The sequence below is a fragment of the Mesorhizobium oxytropidicola genome (genome assembly GCF_056174625.1).
Genome location: NZ_CM149692.1, coordinates 6,256,220 through 6,276,684 on the forward strand (window position 1 = coordinate 6,256,220; position 20,465 = coordinate 6,276,684).

General features: G+C 63.5%; 16 protein-coding genes and 1 pseudogene. 3 read left to right on the top strand and 14 right to left on the bottom strand.

The genetic code is table 11. The features are described 5' to 3' along the window. Window positions 1-2: 2 nt before the first annotated feature. The 7 genes from AC0V8S_RS31390 to AC0V8S_RS31420 all read right to left on the bottom strand — a co-directional run bounded on the left by AC0V8S_RS31390 (window position 3) and on the right by AC0V8S_RS31420 (window position 7,122). Entirely contained in the window at window positions 3-824 is an 822-nt protein-coding gene (locus tag AC0V8S_RS31390) for a sugar phosphate isomerase/epimerase family protein (RefSeq protein WP_475435383.1), read from the bottom strand. A gap of 53 nt (window positions 825-877) precedes the next feature. Then, the gene (locus tag AC0V8S_RS31395; protein ID WP_183457080.1) at window positions 878-1,720 is read right to left on the bottom strand and encodes a carbohydrate ABC transporter permease; all 843 of its coding nucleotides are present in this window, start codon (window positions 1,718-1,720) and stop codon (window positions 878-880) included. Window positions 1,721-1,725: 5 nt separating this feature from the next. Beyond that, window positions 1,726-2,622, bottom strand: a complete 897-nt coding sequence (locus AC0V8S_RS31400) for a carbohydrate ABC transporter permease (protein WP_475435385.1) — start codon at window positions 2,620-2,622, stop codon at window positions 1,726-1,728. Between the two features lie 138 nt (window positions 2,623-2,760). Continuing rightward, window positions 2,761-4,008 carry an ABC transporter substrate-binding protein gene (locus tag AC0V8S_RS31405; protein WP_475435386.1) on the bottom strand — a complete coding sequence of 416 codons (1,248 nt, stop codon included), beginning with the start codon at window positions 4,006-4,008 and terminating at the stop codon, window positions 2,761-2,763. Between the two features lie 124 nt (window positions 4,009-4,132). Beyond that, the gene (locus tag AC0V8S_RS31410) at window positions 4,133-5,278 is read right to left on the bottom strand and encodes an ABC transporter ATP-binding protein (protein ID WP_475435388.1); all 1,146 of its coding nucleotides are present in this window, start codon (window positions 5,276-5,278) and stop codon (window positions 4,133-4,135) included. A gap of 89 nt (window positions 5,279-5,367) precedes the next feature. After that, window positions 5,368-6,318, bottom strand: a complete 951-nt coding sequence (locus tag AC0V8S_RS31415; protein WP_475435390.1) for a PfkB family carbohydrate kinase — start codon at window positions 6,316-6,318, stop codon at window positions 5,368-5,370. 3 nt (window positions 6,319-6,321) lie between these two features. Next, window positions 6,322-7,122, bottom strand: coding sequence for an aldolase (locus AC0V8S_RS31420; RefSeq protein WP_475435392.1), 801 nt, complete (start codon window positions 7,120-7,122; stop codon window positions 6,322-6,324). A 161-nt stretch (window positions 7,123-7,283) separates the two neighbouring features. Between AC0V8S_RS31420 and AC0V8S_RS31425 the strand changes: the two genes are divergently transcribed. The 3 genes and pseudogenes from AC0V8S_RS31425 to AC0V8S_RS31435 all read left to right on the top strand — a co-directional run bounded on the left by AC0V8S_RS31425 (window position 7,284) and on the right by AC0V8S_RS31435 (window position 10,436). Next, complete coding sequence (locus AC0V8S_RS31425; protein WP_127291316.1) at window positions 7,284-8,045, top strand: DeoR/GlpR family DNA-binding transcription regulator; 762 nt, start codon at window positions 7,284-7,286, stop codon at window positions 8,043-8,045. A gap of 267 nt (window positions 8,046-8,312) precedes the next feature. After that, window positions 8,313-9,461, top strand: coding sequence for a Gfo/Idh/MocA family protein (locus tag AC0V8S_RS31430; RefSeq protein ID WP_475435394.1), 1,149 nt, complete (start codon window positions 8,313-8,315; stop codon window positions 9,459-9,461). Between the two features lie 23 nt (window positions 9,462-9,484). After that, a pseudogene (locus AC0V8S_RS31435) lies at window positions 9,485-10,436 on the top strand (alpha/beta hydrolase). On the opposite strand, the gene AC0V8S_RS31440 reads toward AC0V8S_RS31435, so the two are convergent. The 7 genes from AC0V8S_RS31440 to AC0V8S_RS31470 all read right to left on the bottom strand — a co-directional run bounded on the left by AC0V8S_RS31440 (window position 10,424) and on the right by AC0V8S_RS31470 (window position 20,462). Then, entirely contained in the window at window positions 10,424-11,458 is a 1,035-nt protein-coding gene (locus AC0V8S_RS31440) for a LacI family DNA-binding transcriptional regulator (RefSeq protein ID WP_475435395.1), read from the bottom strand. The pseudogene AC0V8S_RS31435 and the gene AC0V8S_RS31440 sit on opposite strands and share 13 nt — an antisense overlap. A gap of 195 nt (window positions 11,459-11,653) precedes the next feature. Further along, the gene (locus AC0V8S_RS31445) at window positions 11,654-13,180 is read right to left on the bottom strand and encodes a zinc-binding dehydrogenase (protein ID WP_183457065.1); all 1,527 of its coding nucleotides are present in this window, start codon (window positions 13,178-13,180) and stop codon (window positions 11,654-11,656) included. Between the two features lie 9 nt (window positions 13,181-13,189). Then, window positions 13,190-13,627, bottom strand: a complete 438-nt coding sequence (locus AC0V8S_RS31450) for an SRPBCC family protein (RefSeq protein WP_183457063.1) — start codon at window positions 13,625-13,627, stop codon at window positions 13,190-13,192. Window positions 13,628-13,905: 278 nt separating this feature from the next. Further along, window positions 13,906-16,092, bottom strand: coding sequence for a flotillin family protein (locus tag AC0V8S_RS31455; RefSeq protein WP_475435396.1), 2,187 nt, complete (start codon window positions 16,090-16,092; stop codon window positions 13,906-13,908). A gap of 89 nt (window positions 16,093-16,181) precedes the next feature. Then, entirely contained in the window at window positions 16,182-18,413 is a 2,232-nt protein-coding gene (locus AC0V8S_RS31460) for an ABC transporter permease (protein WP_432421201.1), read from the bottom strand. Continuing rightward, window positions 18,406-19,191: an ABC transporter ATP-binding protein gene (locus AC0V8S_RS31465; protein ID WP_095198886.1), complete on the bottom strand. Its 786-nt coding sequence runs from the start codon at window positions 19,189-19,191 to the stop codon at window positions 18,406-18,408. The genes AC0V8S_RS31460 and AC0V8S_RS31465 overlap by 8 nt, the downstream gene beginning before the upstream one ends. Window positions 19,192-19,214: 23 nt before the next feature. Next, a complete protein-coding gene (locus AC0V8S_RS31470; RefSeq protein ID WP_475435398.1) occupies window positions 19,215-20,462 on the bottom strand; it encodes an ABC transporter substrate-binding protein in 1,248 nt (415 codons plus the stop codon). Window positions 20,463-20,465: the final 3 nt, after the last annotated feature.

Below are 20,465 nucleotides of genomic sequence, written 5' to 3' on the forward strand. Positions count from 1 at the left end.
CTTCAGGCGCCGTAGCTGCGCATTGTCTGGCGGTTGGTCTTGACCGCGCCGGCGGGATCGGCGGCGGCCGTTTCGGATTCCTCTTCGAGCACCAGCCAGCCATTGAAACGCGGCGCGGTGCCGGCGATCTCGATAACCTTCGGCGTGTCACAGACGCCCTTGCCCAGCATCGCCCAGGTGCCGCTGGCGTCGACGTCCTTCAAATGGATGTAGCGGATGCGGTCGCGGTAGGTGCGCAGCGTGTCGGCCATGTCCTTGTGGCCACGAAGGATGTGGCCGGTGTCCGGCACCCAGCCGACCAGATCGCGGTCGAGCAAGGCAAAGATCCTGTCATAGTCGGCGCGGTCGAACAGCAGCGTGTTGTGGTGCGAGCTCGGATGCACCGCCACCTGGACACCTGCCCTGCGGCCGAGCTCGCCGGCTCTGTTGTAGACTTCCGCGGCGATGGCGAACTTGTCGTCTCGCGGCCCATCGGACACCACGGTTGCCGACCCCATCGACACCAGCGCACCGGGAAAGGCGGCGGCGAAGTCGATCCAGCGCTGCGCCACCTCGAGATCGGCGCCGATCTGATCCTTGAGCGTAAACCCGCTGTTCGAACCGAAGGCGAAGGAGACCAGCGTCAGGCCGAACGATTTCAGCGCGGCGGCGAATTCCGACGGCCGGTCGGCGTAGCGGCCGATCATGGTGTCGGTGATCTCGATGCCGGAATAGCCGCCATCGGCGATGGCCTTCAGCAGATCGTCGGGGCCGCCGGCAAAACGGTCGCCGAGCATTTCCCAGGTAAAGGTCTGGCAGCCGACTTTGAGGTCTTTCACGTTCATCCTTTCAATCCTTGATACCGCTTATTCCTTGATGGCGCCGTGGGGTGGACATCCTATTTGACCGAGCCCGCGGTCATGCCGGCGAGGAAGTACCTCTGGGCAACGAGGTAGATGAGCAAGAGCGGTAGCGAGCCGAGCACGCTCATCGCCATCATCTGGTTCCATTCGAAGGCGTGCTGCCCCATCAACAGCTGGATGCCGATCGGGACGGTGCGCATGGACGTTGACTTCGTCAGCGTCAACGCAAAGAGAAATTCGTTCCAGCACAACAGGAAGGTGTAGACCGACGTCGCCACGATACCAGGCAGTGAAATCGGGACGATCACCCGCCAAAGCGCTGTCCAGCTGCTGCCGCCATCGACAGCCACGGCTTCGTCGAGATCGCGGGGCAAGGTGTTCAGATATCCCGTCATCAGCAGGATCGCGTACGGCAGTGTAAACACCAGGTAAGTCAGGATCAGTGCGACGTAGGTATCGAAGATACCGTATGAGACGACAAGCCCGAAGAAGGGGATCAAAAGCGTGATCGGCGGAATCGTCTGCGTGCTGATGATGAGTGTGTTCAGGCTGCCCTTGCCGCGGAAATTGAAGCGGCTGAACCCGTAGGCAGCCAGCAAGGCGATCAGCACCGTCAGCACGGTCACCGCTCCCGCCACGAAATAGCTGTTGAAGAAGAAGCGCAGCTTTACCGGGTCGCCAAGGATGGCCGCATACGCTTCCAGCGTGAAGGCCTTGGGCAGGATGGTTGGCGGCAGGGCAAAGATTTCGGTATTCGATTTGAACGAGCTGCTCAGCATCCAGTAGATCGGGAAGGCCGCGAAGAACAACCCCGCGGCAAGCGCGACATGCAGCGCAAAGGTGATCAGCCTGTCTTTCGGCGTGTGCCTTTTCCTCATGGTGACTACCGCGCCTTCTGATAGCGGATGTAGAACAGCGTCAGGCCGAGAGAGATCAGCAGGATGACCACAGCGCTCGCCGAGGCCTGCGACAGGTTGTAGCTCGAAAACGCCAGCTTGTACGTGTAGGTGCTGAGGACCTCGGTCGAGTAGATCGGGCCACCGCCCGTCGTTATCCAGATCAACGGAAAGACCTGCATGGTCCAGATGAAGTCGAGCAGCGAGATGCTGATGATGATCGGCATCAGCTGCGGGATGGTGATGAAGATCAGCTTCTGGTAAGCTTTCGCCCCGTCGATATCGGCGGCCTCGTAGAAATCCTTGGGGATGCCCTGCAAGCCTGCGAGCAGGCTGACCATGAAGAGCGGATAGCCCGCCCAGATATTGGCGAAGGTGACGGCGTGCAGCGCGGTCTCGGGCGAGGAAAACCACTCGACCTTGGAACCGGTGATGCCCAATTGCAGGAGAATGCTGTTCACGACGCCGTTCGGCTCGAGCAGGAGGCGCCAGATCACGGCGATGATCACCGCGGTGAACAGCCAGGGCAGTATGTAGAGCACGCGCAGGATATTGCGCAGCGTCGGATTGATGCGGTCGCTGTTCAGCATGAGCGCGAAGGCCATGCCGATGGTCATGTGGAAAATGACACTCATGCAGGTGAAGTAGAGCGTGTGCCACAGCGAAGCCCAGAACACTGGGTCGTCGAAGATCGCCTGGTAGTGTTTCAGTCCGGCAAAGGATGGGTCACGACGCAGCACCGCGCTGTTCTGGAACGAATAGGCAATCACCGTCACCATCGGCAGCAGCATCAGAAGCCCGATTATGAGCAGCGAGGGCGACAGATAGAGGTAGGGTGCGACCGCTCGTTTCAGCTTGTGGTGGGAGCGCTTTTGCCGGGTCATGTGCCAACCTTGGGATACGCCTTCAAGAGAAGGTAAGCTTCAAAAACAGGTCCATCTCAAATTGCCGATCCGTTGTTGCCGGGTGGCCTGCCCGAAGTCAGACCACCCGGTCGAAGATAGCAAACGGGAACAGGCCGATCAGAATTTCGCCATCCAGCCCTTCTGAGCAGCGGCAGCAGCTTGTTCCGGAGACTGCTCGCCGGCGAGCATCTTCTGGGCTTGCACGTCGAACTGGGTCATCAGGTCTTCAGCCACCGGCAGGCCGGTGAACTCATTGGCGAGATAACCGGTCTTGAAGATTTCAAAAGCCTTGCCGAAAGCCTTGTCCGAGGTCACGAAATCGGGCTTGGCGTTGACGTTGCCGGGGAAGGCGTTGGCAAGCGACACCAGCTTGGCATTCACCTTTTCACTCATCAGATATTGGACGAGTTTCCAGGCCTCTTCCTGATGTTTCGAGGCAGCAGAGATGCCGATGCCCCAGGAGGCATAGGGAAGGCCGCGCTTGCCCGTATAGCCCTCCACGACCGGAACCGGGATGAGGTCGAAGTTCAGCTTGGGATTGCGCTTGCGGATGAGGTTCACATGCGCGAGCGAGTCGATCATCATCCCGACGCGGTCGTTGACGAATTCCTCGACCTTTTCCTGCTCGGTCTTGGTGGCGATGCCGGGCGAGATGGTGCCGGCGTCGTTGAGTGATTTGACGAAGGTGAGCATGTCCACCACCGGCTTGCCCTCGAGAGCGGGCTTGCCGTCCGCCATCATCGACTGACCCGAAGCCCAGACCCACGACATCATGTCGTTCTGGACGCCGGACGGCGTTTGCAGCGATAGCGGCAGCACCCAGCCATACTGGTTCTTGTCGGCGTGGGTCATCTTCTTGGCGGCTTCGAGAAACTCCGCACGGGTCGACGGCAGCTTGGTCACGCCTGCCTGGGCGGCGAGGTCCAAATTGACGAAGACCGGATAGACGAAGGAGGCGACGGGAAACATCACCGCCTTGCCGTCCACCTTGATGATGTCGGCGACTTGGGCTTTGTCGAACTTGCTCGCATCCATCATCGGGTTCATGTCAGCGAGCGCACCCTGCGCGTTCAGATTGTTCACCCAGGCGCCGTCGAGCCCGACGACGTCGCTGAGCGTTCCGGTTGCAGCGCCAACCGAGATCTGGTCTCGCGTGGTCGCATAGGGACCGCTGACCAGCGTCACCTTGATGCCGGGATTCGCGGCCTCGAAATCGTCCATGATTTTTCGCAAGGAGCCTGCGGGCAATTCAGGCTCCCACCATTGGGTGAATTCCAGCGTCGTGTCCGCCATGGCGGCGGTTGCGCCAAGCAACCAGGCGGCCGCGGCCATTTTCAGCATCGCGGGCTTTATCCGAAACGTCATTTTTTTCTCCTCCTTCTCTAGGATCGACCGCACAATGCAGCCGATCGTCTGCTTCATTCAGAAGTCTTCTTCCGCGTACTTTTGCAGGCGCCTCGCTCTCGCCTGCGGGCTCTGCCACAATTCTTCAGATCGCCAGGTGCGTCTCGGGATCGAAGAAATGGAGCTTGCTATCATCCAGGGCCAGCCGGATTGCCGAACCGGAGTGGACTGTGCTGTCCGGTTCGAATCTCGCCACCGCATTCGACGTCAGGCCGAAATCCTGCACCGCGTCGGGGTCGCCGGAGTCCACCCGGATCGCGTCGATGTTCAGATGGACGATATGTTCCGACCCGAGTTCTTCGATCGAGGTCACCTTTGCCGGTATCGTCTGATACTTGCGGCCGGATTCGAGGTCGCTGTCATAGAGATGCTCCGGCCGGATCCCGAACACGATTTTGCGCCCCGCATACGATCTCAAACCCGGCCTGCGCACGAAGGCCGCGTCCTGCAGCCGGATGGTGAAGGCGCCGGCCATAAGCTCGTCGCCAGTCAGGGTCGCTTCGAAAAGGTTCATCGAGGGAGAACCGATGAAGCCGGCAACGAAGGCGTTCACCGGCGATTCGTAGAGCCTCTTGGGTGTGTCGACCTGCTGCAGCACGCCGCCCTTCAGCACCGCGACCCTGTCTCCCATCGTCATCGCTTCGGTCTGGTCGTGGGTCACATAAATGGTCGTCACGCCGAGCTGCTTTTGCAGGCTGGTGATTTCGGCGCGCATCTGGACACGCAGTTTCGCGTCCAGATTGGAAAGCGGTTCGTCCATGAGAAAGGCTGCCGGCTCGCGCACCATGGCGCGGCCCATGGCAACCCTTTGACGCTGTCCGCCGGAAAGGTTGGCGGGTTTGCTGTCCAGCAAAGACGTCAGTTGAAGGGTTTTGGCGATCTCGTCGACGCGCTTCTTGCGTTCGGCCTTCGGCTTGCCTGCCAGCCGCATCGAAAAGGCGATGTTTTCGAACACCGTCATATGCGGGTAGAGCGCGTAGCTCTGGAAAACCATCGCGATGTCGCGGTCCTTGGGCGGCATGTCGACGACGTCGGTACCGCCGATCCGAAGGCTGCCGCTGGTGATGTCCTCCAATCCCGCGATCATCCGCAACGCGGTGGATTTGCCACAGCCGGACGGCCCGACGAGAATCAAAAACTCGCCGTCCTCGACCGACAGGTTCAACTGGTCGATTGCGTGAAAATTGTTCCCGTAGGTCTTGCAGATATTCTCAAGAACGACTTCTGCCATATTCCTCCCTCCACAAGTCTAAGCCACTGATTTTTATTATCCTTCTTGGCCCTTTCGCCTGTGAAAATGTTTCCTCGGATCGTTTCAGGCTATGTTCCGGTATCGAGTTGCGCATATCTGAGTTCGACTGCCGACGGCGCGTTCGTCGACGCCAGCAGTTCCGCGACCTGGTCGGCGGTCGGAAGCGCCTCGCGCCCGCCACGCCCCGTTATCGAAAAGGCCGCCGCCGCGGCAGCGAATGCCACCCGGCCGGCGGTGTCGGAACCGCGCGTCAATGCATGGGCATAGGCGCCATGAAAGCAGTCACCGGCACCGGTCGAGTCGACGACGGCAACCCGGTGCGGAGGCAGGTGCCAGAGCCCTGTCGCATCGCGTCCGCGATAGTACACGCCCCTGCCACCATCGGTCAGAACCACGGCGGACCGCGACGGCGACCACAATGCATCGAGCATCTCGGCGGGCAATCGGCAGCCCGTAGCGGCCCGTGCAAAGCCCAGGGGAAGAATGAGGTGGTCGCATAGCGCAATCAGCCTCTCGGTGGCCGGGCCGCCGCTCCATTCGATATCGCCGAGGATCGCAAGGCCGAGATCGCGAGCCCGAGCCACGACATCCAGCGAGCGGATCGCGTAACTGTCGACGATCAGGACGGTCGCGCGGCTGAGGACCTCGCCCGAGAAATCCGGCGTGGTGCCCAGCATCGCGTCGTCGTCATAGGCAATGAACCGCTCTCCGTCCGAGCCGACCGTGATGCGCGAACGTACCGGGCGCGCATCGGCGTGGCGCGGTGCGAATGCGGTTTCAACACCGCTCTCAATGAGATCGCACAGCACGGCGTCGTCGGCGGCATTGCCCAACCATCCGACGAAGCCGGCGCTTCCGCCGAGCCGCGCGACGGCAGCAAGGGCCGTCGCGACATTTCCGCCGAAAGCCCGGGCACTTTGCAGCACCTTCCCCTTGCCCGCCGACAACGGCTGATCGACATAGACGATGTCGTCGATCGCAATAGCGCCGAAGCCGAGGATTGAGGGGACGGCGGGCATCGTTCAGGCCCCCGCTTTCGCCAAGGCGTCTTGCGCCGAAAGGCCGTCATGGATGACGCCGCGAAAGGCAAGCGCTGCCTTTTCCGGATCGCCATGCCCCCAGAGATTGCGGCCCACCACGGCACCGCGCGCGCCGGCACGGATGGCGTCCGCCGTCTGCTGAAGCGCGCCGAGCAGCGTATCGGTCTTCGGACCACCGGCGATCACGACCGGCACTGGGCAGGTCCGGACGGTCTCTTGGAACGACTCGAAATCGCCCGTGTAGCCGATCTTGATCACGTCGACGCCGGACTCGTAGCCGATGCGCGCCGCATAGGCGATCTCGTCGGGGGTGAAGACGATTTTTGCCCCGTCGGTGAAATCGCGCGGGTAGATATGCGCCACCACCGGCATGCCGTAACGGGCCGCGGCATTCACAGAATCGGTCAGCCAGCGAATGTATTTTCCCTCGGTCGCGCCACGCACCGGAATGGCCACGGCCAACGCATCGGCGCCAGCGCGCACTGCATCCTCGGGCGTTGCAATCAGTTCACTGATGCGATCGTCCGGGGTGAAGCAGCCGGCCTGGATCACCAGGGAAGCCTTGCCTGCATATTGCGGCCACAGATGGCGCGCGGTGCCGGGCTGGATGCTGACGTAGTCGGGTTTGCCCATCATGACGCGTGCAAGCGCGCCCGGCAGGTCGGCAAGGCCGCCTTTGCGCACGTCGCCATAGCCGACGAAGTGGTCGACCGCGCCGCCAAAAAGATTCCCCGATGGATGTGAGAAGAGGCGCGCCAGGCGCACCTTGGTTCCGAGGCTCATGAGTCCAAAACTCTCCAATCGATTGACTTCAAAATCCTGGACCCAGTGTTTTCGAAAGAAAGGATAAATGCAATCTTTCGAAATCTTTCGAATTCGCATATTTTGGTAGAGTGAACCGAGGCCAGGGCGATCGCTTGGCGCATGGAGGCAAGGACAGGGCAATGTTGTCAGAGCAGAGACGCCAATCGATCCTGGGTGAAGTGCAACGCAGCGGACAGGTTCGCATCAAGGACCTGTCAGACGATTTTGGCGTGTCGGAAGTCACGGTGCGCTCCGACCTCGAGATACTGGACCGCAAGGGACTGCTGACCAAGACCCGTGGAGGGGCGGTGACCCGGACCACGGATTCGACCACGGCCGCGTTCGCCCGGCGGATGCAAACGAACCTCGATGCAAAGAAACGCATCGCCCGGGCAGCGGTAGAACTGTTCGAGGACAACCAATCGGTCATCTTCGACGGCGGCTCGACATTGATGCAGGTTGCCATGCTGTTACCACCGCTCAGCAATGTCGTGGTCGCGGCCACGGCGATGAATATCGTGCAGCATCTGATGCATCGGCCCGGGCTCGACGTTCACATGATCGGTGGCCGGGTCTATCCAGACACGGTGAGCACGCTGATCACCGATGCCGACACGGCTCTCGGCGGCTTGGTGGCGCATCAGGTCTTTGTTGGAGCGCATGCGATTGACTCGTCACTGGATGTGGTCGACGTGAACGAAGACATGGCGCGAACGAAGCGAAACCTTGTGCGCATGGCCCGGCGCGTTGTCCTCCTTGCGGATTCGAGCAAATGGGGCGTCAGCGGGACCTCCAAGGCATTTTCGCTGTCGAGCGTCGATGTTGTGATCACCGACGATGGCCTGTCCGGCCCGATACGCAGCCAGCTCGATAGGACCGGGGCCAAGGTGATCTATGCCTGACCCCGTCGCGGTCCCTGGCCGCGACGGAAAGATCTATGCGCACATGACCCACGGGATTCGCATCGGCGCCCGGCCGTTTTTTCAGGTCTGTCATCTTCTCCTCCCAAGGCCGGCAGCCTCCCGATATCGCGCCAGCGTTTTCGCATGTTCTATAAAAATTTTACGCGCGTCAATATTTAAAATGTTGTATAGCGCTTTTCGAAGATGATCAGTTGCCGGAGCAGCGGATCCGGCAGAGCATGACGAAGTTGGGAGGTAAGGCCAGAAATGCAGGCGAAATCAAAGGCGAAGCTGGGAATCGGCGTCATCGGATGCGGTAACATCTCGATGACCTACCTGCGCAATGCCGCCCTCTTTGGTGGAATCGAACTCAGCGCCTGCGCCGATATCTCCGCCGACATGGCAACGTTGCGGGCCAAGGAATATGGCATCAAGGCACTGGGCGTCGATGCGCTGCTCGCCGACCCCGAGATTGATCTCGTCCTCAACCTGACCATTCCTGCCGCACATTTCGACATTTCGTTCTCAGCGCTTTCGGCGGGAAAACATGTCTTCACCGAAAAGCCTCTGGCGACGTCGGCCAGCGACGGGCGTCGGCTGGTGGCAGAGGCGGCCAAGCGCGGCGTGCTGCTCGGCTCGGCGCCTGATACGTTCCTCGGTGCCGCCGGGCGCCGGGCGCGCCGCCTGATGGATGAGGGCGCCATCGGCCGCCCGGTCACCGGCACCGCCTTCATGATGGGGCGCGGCATGGAGCACTGGCACCCGAACCCGCAATTCTACTACCAGCCGGGCGGCGGCCCGGTGTTCGACATGGGCCCCTACTACCTGACCATGCTGGTCAATCTGCTCGGTCCTGTCGCGCGCGTCATGGCGATGGCGACGCGCGGCCAGGAGGAACGCTTGATCACCGCCGAAGGACCGTTCAAAAACACCAGCTTCGAGGTCGGCACGCCGACCAACGTGCTGTCGCTGCTCGAATTCCGCTCGGGCGCCACCGTCACCTTCGGCGCGTCATGGGACGTCTTCAAGCACTCCAACCATCCGATCGAACTGCATGGCACGGAAGGCTCGCTGCGCCTGCCCGATCCCGACACGTTCGGCGGCACCGTTTCGCTGTCCGAACGCGGCGCCGAGTGGAAGGATTTTGCCAGCGAAGGCGAGCTCTACGGCGCCCGTAACTGGCCATACGCAGCGCCTGATCGCGCCAACTATCGTATGCTCGGCGTCGCCGATCTGGTGCGCTCGCTCCAGACAGGGGCAACGCCCCGCGCATCCGGCAATCTGGCGCTGCATGTGCTGGAAATCATGGAAGCGATCCTGCATTCGGGCGAAACCAAAAGCTCGGTCGCCATTGCTGGCGATGTCGTCCAGCCGGCGCTGCTGACCGAGGACGAGGCAAGCAGCCTGCTCGCCTAGGCACGGGCATGACGGAGGTGGGGATGACGCTCGATCCGGATGCCTTGCGCGCCCTCGAAATCGGCCGTGCGGCCGGTGGCGAGCCATTCGAGAACGGCAGCGTGGCGGCGGCGCGGGCCGCCTACAACGCTTCCTTCCCGACACAGCAGGGCGAGCACGAGCCGGTTGCGGCGACCTCGCAACAAGAGATCGACGGGCCGAACGGCCCGGTCACGTTCCGCATCCATCGCGGCATCGGCGCACCGCGAACCGGGGCGCGCGCCGTGCTCTATCTGCATGGCGGCGGCTGGGTCATCGGCAATCTCGATTCGCATGACGAGATCTGCCGATGGCTCGCCAATCTGGGCAACGCCGTCGTCGTCTGCCCCGATTACCGGCTGGCGCCGGAGCACAGGTTTCCGGCAGGGCTCGAGGATTGCGCGGCGGCGCTCCGCTTCATGGCGGAAAACGCCGGAGAACTGGGCATCGACCCCGCCCGCATCAGCCTTGCCGGTGACAGCGCCGGCGGCAACCTTGCCCGCGGTGCTGGCGTTGCTCGCCCGCGACGGGCTGGCGCCGCCGCTTGCCGCCCAGATCCTGATCTATCCCAACACCGATGCACGCCAGACAGCCGACAGCTACCGGCGCTTCGGCGACGGCTTCGGGCTCACCGCCGCCACCATGGCCTGGTTCCGCGACCACTATGTGCGAACGCCGGACGACATCACCGACTGGCGCGTCTCGCCGCTGCTGGCCTCGAGCCTTGCCGGCGCCGCACCGGCGTTTGTCGTGATCGCCGGCCATGACATCCTTGCCGACGAAGGCACGGCCTATGCCGAGCGGCTGCGGGCCGAGGGCGTACCGCTGGTCCTGCGGCACTGGCCGGGACAGATCCACGGCTTCGTCTCGATGGGCCGCCACATTCTGGCGGCGCGGCAAGCGGTGAGCGAGGCGGCGGCCTGGCTGCAATTGCAAACACGCACTCAGGCTGATTGACGCATCACCAGCGTCGCGCCGAGCTTGACGTTGCGTGCCAGACCCTGGCCGGGCGGGTCGGTCTCATCCAGCAAGGCCAGCAGCATCTCGACGCTGCGGCCGGCCATGGCGGCGAAATCCTGCGCCATGGTGGTCAGCGCCGGACAGGTGTAGCGGCTCAGCGGATGATCGTCATGGGCGGCGACGCGGAAGTCGCAATCGGGCCGGCGGCCGATCTTCAGCCCGCGCGAAAAAGCCGCCGCCATGACGCCGAAGGCGAGACGGTCGTTGGCGCACAGCAGCGTGCGCGCCGGCAGGCCGCCTTTCTCGAGCGTCCGCTCCATCCACTCATGGCCGATGCGCTCGAAATCCCAGTTGTAGCCGCCCGCCGCCTCAAGGACGACGGGTTCCAGGCCGGCGGCTCGCATCGTCTCGATATAGCTCTGCAGGCGTTCGCCCGAATTGTGGTTCACATGCGGAATGTCGACATAGACCGGCGGTTCGCCGGACCGGCAGAGATAGTCGACGATGGTCGACGTACTCTGGTGGTTGTCGTTGCCGACGAAAGGCGTGTCACCTTCGATGTAAGTGTCGAAATAGACGATCGGAATGTCCTCGCTCATCCGCTCGAAGACGCCGGGTTCGGAGACCAACCCGAGCGGAGCGACGATGGCGCCGGCGACCTTCAGCGACAACAGCGTCTTGACCGATTCCGCCTCCAGTTTCGGCGAACCGTGCGAAGAGATGACGATCGGCCAGAAACCCTCATCGCGGCAGCGCAGTTCGATGCGGCTGACCATTTCGGCATAGAACGGATCGGTAATCGTCGGCACGACGATGCCGACATTGCGGGTGCGCTTGCGGTTGAGATTGCGCGCGAAAACGTTGGGCTGATAGTCCGAGGAGCGCAGCGCCGCCTCGATGCGCGCCCGCGTCGCCGGCTTCACGCTGGCAGGATCGTCGAAATACTTCGACAGGGTCGGCCGCGACACGCCGGACGCCCTGGCGAAATCATCCATCGTGCGGTGGGTCTTCTCCGCCATCGATATTCCTTTGCCCGCGCCCGCCGACCTTCCCGGTCCGGCCAGAATCAGTCCTGCCGCCGTTGCCGTGAGGCAGCATTGCTTGACTGAATTTGTTCAGTCAAATTTTCGCGTTTCCACTACAACGCAAAAGAGTTGCGCGCGTCAAATTATTTATTGACGCTCTAAAACGAAAACTCGGACTTGGAGCCTCGGTTACGGCTTCGGCAGCAGGACCAGCGCTCCGGTCGTGCGGCGGGATTCCAGATCGCGGTGCGCGTCGGCGGCGTTGGCGAGGGTGTAACGCGTCGGCGCCTCTACGCGGACCACACCTTGCCGCAGCGCCTGGAAGAACCTGGCGACGTGCGGCGCGAGTTTTTCCGGCGTGTCGGTGTAGTGGCCATAGTTGGGCCGCGAAATGGTCAGCGACTTCGACGCGAAGCGGCCGATATCCCAATTGCCGATCGGTCCTGAAGCCTGACCGAAGCTGACGAGATGGCCACGCACGGCAAGGGCGGCGAGCGAGCCGGCGAATGTGTCGTTGCCGACTGCGTCATAGGCGACGTCGGCGCCCCTGCCCCCGGTCAGCCGCATGACGGCATCGGCGAAATTTTCGCGGGAATAGACGATGACATGGTGCGCGCCGAGACGCTCGACGACGCGGGCTTTGTCGTCGCTCGACACGGTCGCGATCACCGTCGCCCCGAGATGACGCGCCCATTGCACCAGCAACTGGCCGATGCCGCCGGCCGCTGCATGGATGAGGACGATATCGCCCGGCTTCACGGCGTGGACATCATGCAGCAGGAAACTGGCGCTGACGCCCTTGAGCAGGCCGGCGGCGGCGATCTCATCGGCAATGTCGTCCGAGAGATGAACCAGCAGCTCGGGCGCCATATTGCGCCGCTCGCTATAGGCGCCGACCGGCGGACAGGCATAGGCAACACGGTCGCCAATCGAAAAGCCCGACACCGCCGAGCCGACTGCCTCGATGATACCGGCCGCCTCCATGCCCGGCACGCCGGGCGGCTGCAGGAGGTCGAAAAACCCGGTGCGGCAATAGACGTCGATAAAATTGACGCCGATCACCGTGTGGCGGATCCGCACCTCGTTCGGCGCTGGCGGCGGCAGCCCGATCTCCTTGAACTGCAACTCCTCCGGTCCGCCATAGCGCTCGACAACGATCGCCCGGGTCGTTGCGGCCTGGCCAGGCGCGGCCATTGACACGGCACGCGGCATGCTCGCCAACGGGGTCGGGCCGACCATCGCATGGGGCGGTCTCGTCTCGACTGGCGAGCCCACGCTCCTGCGTCGCAGCAGATTGCGCACCGCCGCGAAGCCGGCCTGGTAGATTCCTTCGGTGACCAGCCTGACCAGTTCGTCGCGGCGATGCGCCGGCGGCTGGAATTCGGAGCGCCATTCCCAGAAGGTGGCATTGCCGTCGGTCACCGGCTTCAGCCGCAGCGAGGCGACATAGCCCATCAGCGGCAGCGGCGCTTCGAGCAGGCAATAGCTCAGCCGCCGGTCCTTGTCGGACAGTGCCAGCAACTGCTCGCGCAATTCACCGCCATCGTTCAGCCGGAAGTGACGCACGGAGCCTACCGCATCGACCGGTTCGCCGCCCTCGATCTCGCTGAAAGCGATCGCCGGATGCCAGCGGTCATGGCCGTTGAAATCGCGCAGGATCGCCCAGACCTCGTCAACCGGGGCATCGATGATCGTGCTCTGGCAAACCTTGACCATCGGCCGGCGTCAGCGCCCGAACCGGTGTTTCAGCGCGGTCAAGGCGGTCTGAAACACGCCATGGCCGATCTGATGCATGAGAGCAGCCTCGCGATCCGGCGCGCAATCGAACTCCGCTTGCCATTCGGCCAAGGTGAGGTTGCCGTCGGTGATCGGCGTCAGCGACAGGGTGGCAATATAGTTCTCCACCGCCATCGGGCTTTCGAGGATCGCATAGCTGCAGGACAGGTCGTAGTCGGACAGCGCCAGCAGCCTTTCGCGAATGCGGCCGCCGTCCTTCAGCGTGAAATTCCTGATGCAGCCGATCTGGTCGGCCTGGGCGTTCTGCTCGATGCGGCACTCGGCGACGAACGGCGCCCAGCTTGGCAATGCGTTGAAGTTTCGCACCAGCTTCCACACCTCCGCTGCCGGCGCTGGAATGACCGAGGAGACATAGACCTTGGTCATGCTTGCGAGCCGGCTATGGGCATTGCAGTCCGCGCATGCATTGTCCCGCGCCGCGCCAGGTCGACCCCCACTCCGTCGAGCCTCGCTCGACACCTCTCCCCCGATCGACGGGGGAGAGGAAGGGCGCGAACCATCCGCGGCAGGCTCCTTCCTCTCCCTCCGGAGGGGGGAGAGGTGGCGCTGCGAAGCAGCGACGGAGTGGGGGAACCACTTGGCAATCAGGCGCAAGATATCGTCTCGCACGGCCCAACGAAGCACAACGAAACACCGCCCTCACCTCAGTGATCGCGGTCGTCATCGTCGTCCTTGGCGGGTTTGCCTTTGCCCTTCTTGTCACGGGTCAGGCTGGAAATATCCTTGGCGTCGCGCAGCACGTCGGTCATGCGGCCGAGCGAACCGCCCTCGATGCCGATCTCCTTCATCAGATTGTCGATCATCGGCGCCTGCACCCGGTAACGCAGCGCGGAATCGATGACCTCGTCGGTGACGTTGCGGTTGCCGCCTGAGCCGCCATTGATGCCGTCGACATGCAGGATCTTGATGCCGTCGATCTTCTCCATCGGCTTGACGCTCTCGCGGATGATCCCTTCCATGTGGTCGAGCAGCTTTCCGCGCAGGCGCCCGGCCCGCGCACCTTCGGAAAGGATGTTCTCGGCCTCGTTGAGCTGGCGGTGGCCGGCGGCGTCGACCTCGTAGCGCTGGGCCGCGGCAAGGGCGTGGATCTTCTCCGACTCGGCCGAAGCGACTGCGGCGATCTTCTGCGCCTCGGCCAGGCTCTTCGCCGCCTTCATCTCGGCGTCCGCCGCGGATGTGATGCGCAGCGCCTCGCGCTCGGCTTCGCGCTGCGCGCCGATCAGGTCGGTCAGCTTGCGGCGTTCGGCGATCTCGCGCTCGCGGGCGGTGAAGGCCTGCTCCTCGGCCTGGACCGCCTTGGCCCGCACGGCTTCGGAAGCCGCGATCGCGGAGGAACGCTCCTGCGTCTTCTTGGCGATGTCGATCGCCTTCTGGATCTCGGCGATCTCAATCTTCTGGTCGCGGTCGACACCCAGCTGCCTGATATCGCGATCCTTGATCAGCCGCGCTTCCTCGATACCGCGCTCGGTGGTGATGCGGGCGCGCTCGACCTCTTCGCCGGCCGAAATCTCGGCTTCCTCGAACGCCTGGCGCTTGGCGATCTGCAGCGCTTCGAGGTGGCGCTCGCGTTCGATGCGGACCTCGTCGACGACGCGCTCCTGCGCGATCCGCGCGGTCTCGGTCGCCTGGTTCTCGATGATCTCGGCACGACGCTTCTCCGCCTCGGCCCGGGTCACCTCCAGCGCCTTTTCGGCGAGCGCGATCTGGCGTTCCAGCTCGGCGACTTCAAGCAGCTTCTTGCGTTCGATCTCGAGCTTGCTTTGCGTGCCTTCGCGCTCGATGCGGGCCTTCTCCAGCGACAGTTCGAGCGCAATCTGCTCGCGCTCGGTCAGTTCGCGCATTTTCATCTCGGTCTCGTCGAGCGAGCGGCGGCGCGCGATCTCGCGGCGTTGCGTGTCTTCCTCACTCTTGATCCGTTCCTCGGTGATGTTGCGTTCCTGGTTGAGCCGCGATTTCTCGACCGCCTCGCGCGATGAAAGCTGCGCCTGCTCGGATTCCTGGTCGCGCAACGCGCGCTCGATGACGAGCTCCGAACGCTGCGCCGCACGGCGAATCTCGACCTCGCGCTCCTGTTCGAGGCGCGCATATTCGCTGTCGCGATCGATCTCCAGCACCTTGCGCTGGGTGTCCAGATTCTGGTTGCGGATATCGACCAGCGTGCGCTGCTCGATCTCGTTGCGCATCCGGCGCCGGGTCTCGATCGATTCCGTCAGCTGCGTCAGGCCTTCGGCGTCGAAGGCGTTTGACGGATCGAAATATTCGAGGCTGGTCTGGTCGAGGTCGACGATGGCGACGCTTTCGAGTTCCAGGCCGTTGGCGGCGAGCGATTCCTCGGCGAGCCTGCGCACCCTGGCGGCATAGTCGCCGCGCAATTCATGCATTTCTTCCAGCGTCATCTGGGCGGCCACGGTGCGCAGCGCGCCGGCGAACTTGCCCTCCAGCAATTCGCGCAGGCTGTCGGGCTGCAGCGTGCGGCGGCCAAGCGTCTGCGCGGCTGCCGCCACCAGCTCGCGACTGGCGCCGACGCGCACGAAAAATTCGGCGATCAGGTCGACGCGCATGCGGTTGCGGGTGATCAGCGCCAGTCCGTCCTCGCGCCGCACCTCGATGCGCAGCACGTTCATGTTGACCGGGGTGATCTCGTGCAGCACCGGGATGACGAACGCGCCGCCATTGACCACCACCTTCTCGCCCAGGAAGCCGGTGCGCACGAACGCCGTCTCCTTGGTCGAGCGGCGATAAAGCCAGCGCAAGATGTAGACGGCGATCACCACGACAACCGCGGCAATGATCAGCCACAACAGGAAAGCGCCAAAGGTCTGCGCGTCCATGATCTATCCTCCCCAAGACAATACGGTCGGCACGGGGCGACCGGCGATATTTTCAAACATCCACCCGCACGGTGGCGAAGTCCAATTCTTCATGCCCGCCTCTGCAGCTTCGGCGTGATCGCGTGGAAGGCAGCAATCGCCGCGTCGACGAAAGGCGTGTCGTTGATGTTGGCCCGCACGCGTTCGACATGGCGCAAGGGCGTGCGGCGAACCGTCTTCTCGATCGCCTCGAACAGAGCGTTGTCGGCTTCCGGATCATGAAAGGGCTGGCCGGGCGCATCAAGCATCGACACGCCGCCTTCGGGAAGCAGGAAGCGCACCGGGCCGTTCATGGCGTTGAGCCGGGCGCCGATCCATTCGCCGAAAGCGCGGTTCTCGTCGCGCGTGGTGCGCATCAGCGTGACGTTGGGATTGTGAATGACGAATTTGCGGCTGCGGAATTTCTCCGGCACGCTGTCGCGCGGGCCGAAATTGACCATGTCGAGCGCGCCGGTCGAGCCGACATAGGGCAGACCGGTGCGGATGGCCGCCCCAAAGCGATCCTCTGTCGCCGGGAAGACGCCGCCGACGATCATGTCAGCGACTTCCGTGGTGGTGAGATCGAGGAAGGCCGACAGCAGCCGGGAGTCGCCGAGGTTTTCCATCGCCCGCCCGCCAATGCCGGTGGCATGGAAGACGAGGCAGTCATAGTCGGCCTCGAGGCGTTTGGTCACCGCTTGCACCAGAGGCGTGGTGACGCCGAACATGGTGATGCCGACGGCCGGTCGCGCCAGCTTGCGTTTTGCTTCCCACGCCTCGGCGTTGGGCAGTTGCGCGACCATGCCGGCCATGGCGTGCGCGGCGTTGGACAGCACCTGTTCGGTGATTGAGTTCAGCCCCTGAACATCGGCGACCGAATGGAGCATCATGATGTCGGCGCCGCCGACATATTGGGCGACGTCGCCGGCCGCCACCGTCGAGACCATCAGCTTCGGGATGCCGACCGGCAGCACGCGCATGCCCGCCGTTGCCAGCGTGGTGCCGCCGGAACCACCGGCCGAGATCACACCGCCGATGCGCGGTTCGCGCTCGATCCAGCGTGCGAAGGCTTCGGCCATGGCGCTGACCGAGCCACCGCGATCATTGGTGAAGACGGCGGACGAACCCCGCTGGTGCATGCCGGCCACCTGCATGGCGGGGACATCGGCGCTTGTCGGTTTTCCCGATGTGGAGAGATCAACCGTGCGCACGGGCAGGCCGAGCGCTTTCAGCCGGTCGGCGACGAAGCGCAATTCCTTGCCCTTGGTGTCAAAAGTGCCGACGACCAGCACGGTCCGGCCGATGCGCTCGGCAAAGGGAATGGCAAAAACCTTTTTCAAATCGTCCTGCGGTGCTGCCTTGTCGACCGCTGCCTGCCGCAGCTCGGTGACCGGGACGTTCCAGCGGTTGGGCAGTTCGGTGACTGGGCGATAGACGCCGTTCTGCGGCATCGGCTCGGCCGAACCGGTGCCAGCCCTGTCGACGCGGTAAACTTCAGCCAGTTGTTCCCTGGCCTGCGCCACGTCCGCCGGCGTGACTTGCGCTTCCTCGCCATGGCGGCCGACTCCGAGCAGCCGTTGCTGCAATTCGCGGTCGGCGGCGAGCGCCTTGGCATCCATCAGCCGGTTGATGCGGCCATTGACCATGATGGCGACCTGGTTCGACACCGCGGTCGCCACGCCGATATTCTGCTCGATAACCAGCACCGCCATCTCGCCTTCGGCGGCGAGGTCGACCAGCATGCGCTCGACCTGGTCGACGATGACTGGCGCCAGACCTTCGGTCGGCTCGTCCATAACCAAAAGCTTGGGATCGCTGAGCAGCGCCCGCGAGATGGCCAGCATCTGCTGTTCGCCGCCAGACAACTGCGAGCCGCCATTGCCGCGGCGTTCGGCCAGGCGCGGAAAGGTCTGGTAGACGCGCTCGACTGTCCAGCTCGCATCGCGCCTGTTGCCGGCGGCGAGGCGCAGATGCTCGTCGACCGTCAGGCTTGGCCAGACACGGCGGCCTTGCGGCACATAGCCGACACCGAGCCGATGGATTTCGTGCGGCTCGAGCGCCGTGATTTCGCGGCCGTCGACGCGGATCGAGCCGGACTTGGCCCGCTTCAAGCCGACGATGGTGTTGCACAGCGTCGACTTGCCCATACCGTTGCGGCCGACCACCGACAGCACGCCGCTTTCCAGCGTCAGGGAAACACCTTGCAGCGCATGGCTCTCGCCATAGAAGACCTGCAGATCGTCGATGCGCAGCATGGCCTTGGCGATCTTCCCAGGCGTTTGGCGAGAGGTGCGCTCAGCCATGCTTGCCCCCGAGATAGATCTCCTGAACCTCAGGATCGGCCTCGATCTCCTGCGGTGTGCCTTCCTTGAACAGGCGGCCATTGTGCATCATCGAGACATATTCCGAGACGCGCAGCGCGACATCGAGATCGTGCTCGATGATGATGTAGCCGATATGCTTCGGCAGCGCGTTGAGGATGGCGACGAGATCGCGGCGCTCGGTCGGCGACAGGCCGGCCGCCGGCTCGTCGAACAGGATGAAGCGCGGCGCGCCGGCCAATGCCAGCGCGATCTCCAGTTGGCGCTGCTGACCGTGGCTCAGCGTCGCCACCAGCGTGTCGCGGTAGGTTTCCAGATGCACGGCGTTGAGGATCGATTCCGCCTGCACCATGTTGACGTCGTTTGCCGCCGGGCGCAGCAGCGAGAACCGCCGGCGCGAAACGCCACGGCAAGCGAGAAAGATGGAATCGAGGACTGACAGGCCCTTGAACAATTGCGATATCTGATAGGTGCGGCGCAGCCCGCGCCGGATGCGCTCATGCGGCGGCAGGTCGGTGATGTCCTCGCCGAAGAAACGGATGCGCCCCGCCGTCGGCAGGAAGTCGCCGGTCACGGCGTTGAACAGAGTCGTCTTGCCGGCGCCGTTGGAGCCGAGGACCGCGCGCCGTTCGCCGGCCGCGATCCTCATAGTGATGCCCGAGAGCGCCACCAGCGCCCCGAAATGCCGCGCCACGCCATCGAGCTCCAGCGCATAGGCGCCGGTGCTCTGGAGACGGTTTGCTGCGAAGCTTTCGGTCACTGGCGGCTGCACTCGACGTCCGGTTACGGGCAGCTCGGATTGTCGCGGTTGACCGCGCCGAGCTTCATGAACTCGTCTTCGGGAATGCCGAGCGTCTGGTTGACCTGCGGCACGACCTTGACCAGCTTGTTGAGGAGATTGCCGTCGGCGCCTTCGGTGACCTCGGTCAGGAAGATGTCGGCGATGGCGTTGCGGTTCTTGTCGAGCGACACCTTGCCGGTCGGCGTGTCGAAGGACAGTTTCGACAGCGCGTCGCGCAGCTTCTTGCCGCCGTCGGAGACATCGCCGCCGACCTGGTCGAGGCCAAGCAGCGTCGCCTTCATGTCGACATAGTAGCCATGGGCGAAGAGCGAGGGCGACGGGAACGCGCCCGGCTGCTTCTTGTAGGCTTCGACGAAGGCCTTCCAGGCCGGCGCGTCATTGGTGTCGGCGGTCGGGCCGGCAGAGGGCGTGCCCTTCAGCACGTCCTTCAGCTTGCCTTTCGAGGTCAGCACGGTCTGGTCGACGGTGATCGAACCGCCGATCAGCGGCGCGGTACCCCCGCTCTGCTGGTACTGGGTCAGGAAGTTGACGGCGTCGGCGCCACCGAGCGCGACATAGATCGCGTCGACGCCTTCAGGAATGGCGGCGATGACCGACGAAAAATCCTTGTTGCCGATCGGCACCCAGGATTTCGACGGCACATGGCCGCCGGCCTTGCAGAACTCGGCCATGAAGCCGAACACCTGCGTGTAGGGGAAGGAATAATCCTCGGCGACGGTGGCGACCTTCTTGTAGCCCTTGTCCTTGAAGGCATAGGTGCCGAGGCCCGCCATCCACTGCGCGCCATCGGTGGAGAAGCGGAAGAAGTTTTCCGCCGGATTGCGCAGCGTGGTGTCCTGCGCGGCCGAAGTGCCGTTGATGAAGGTCACGTTCGGCTGGGTCTTGGCATAGTCCTTGACGGCGAGGCCTTCGTCGCCAGAGAGCGGGCCGACCAGCACCTTGACGCCGTCCTGCTCGACCAGCTTGCGCGCCGCGCGTACCGCACTGTCGGGCGAGGCATCGGACGAACCCTTGACGATCTCGATCTTCTTGCCGGCGACGGTGCCGTTCATCTCGGCAACCGCGGTCATGGCGCCGCGCTCGCCGTCTTCGCCGAGCACCGTGAACGGCCCTTCGAAAGTGGCGAGCAGGCCGATCTTGATGGTGTCGTCGGCAGCCAGCGCCATCGACGGCGCCGTTAGCCCGGTGAACACAGCCAGCGCGAGCACTGTACGTCTATGCATCCTCATGAT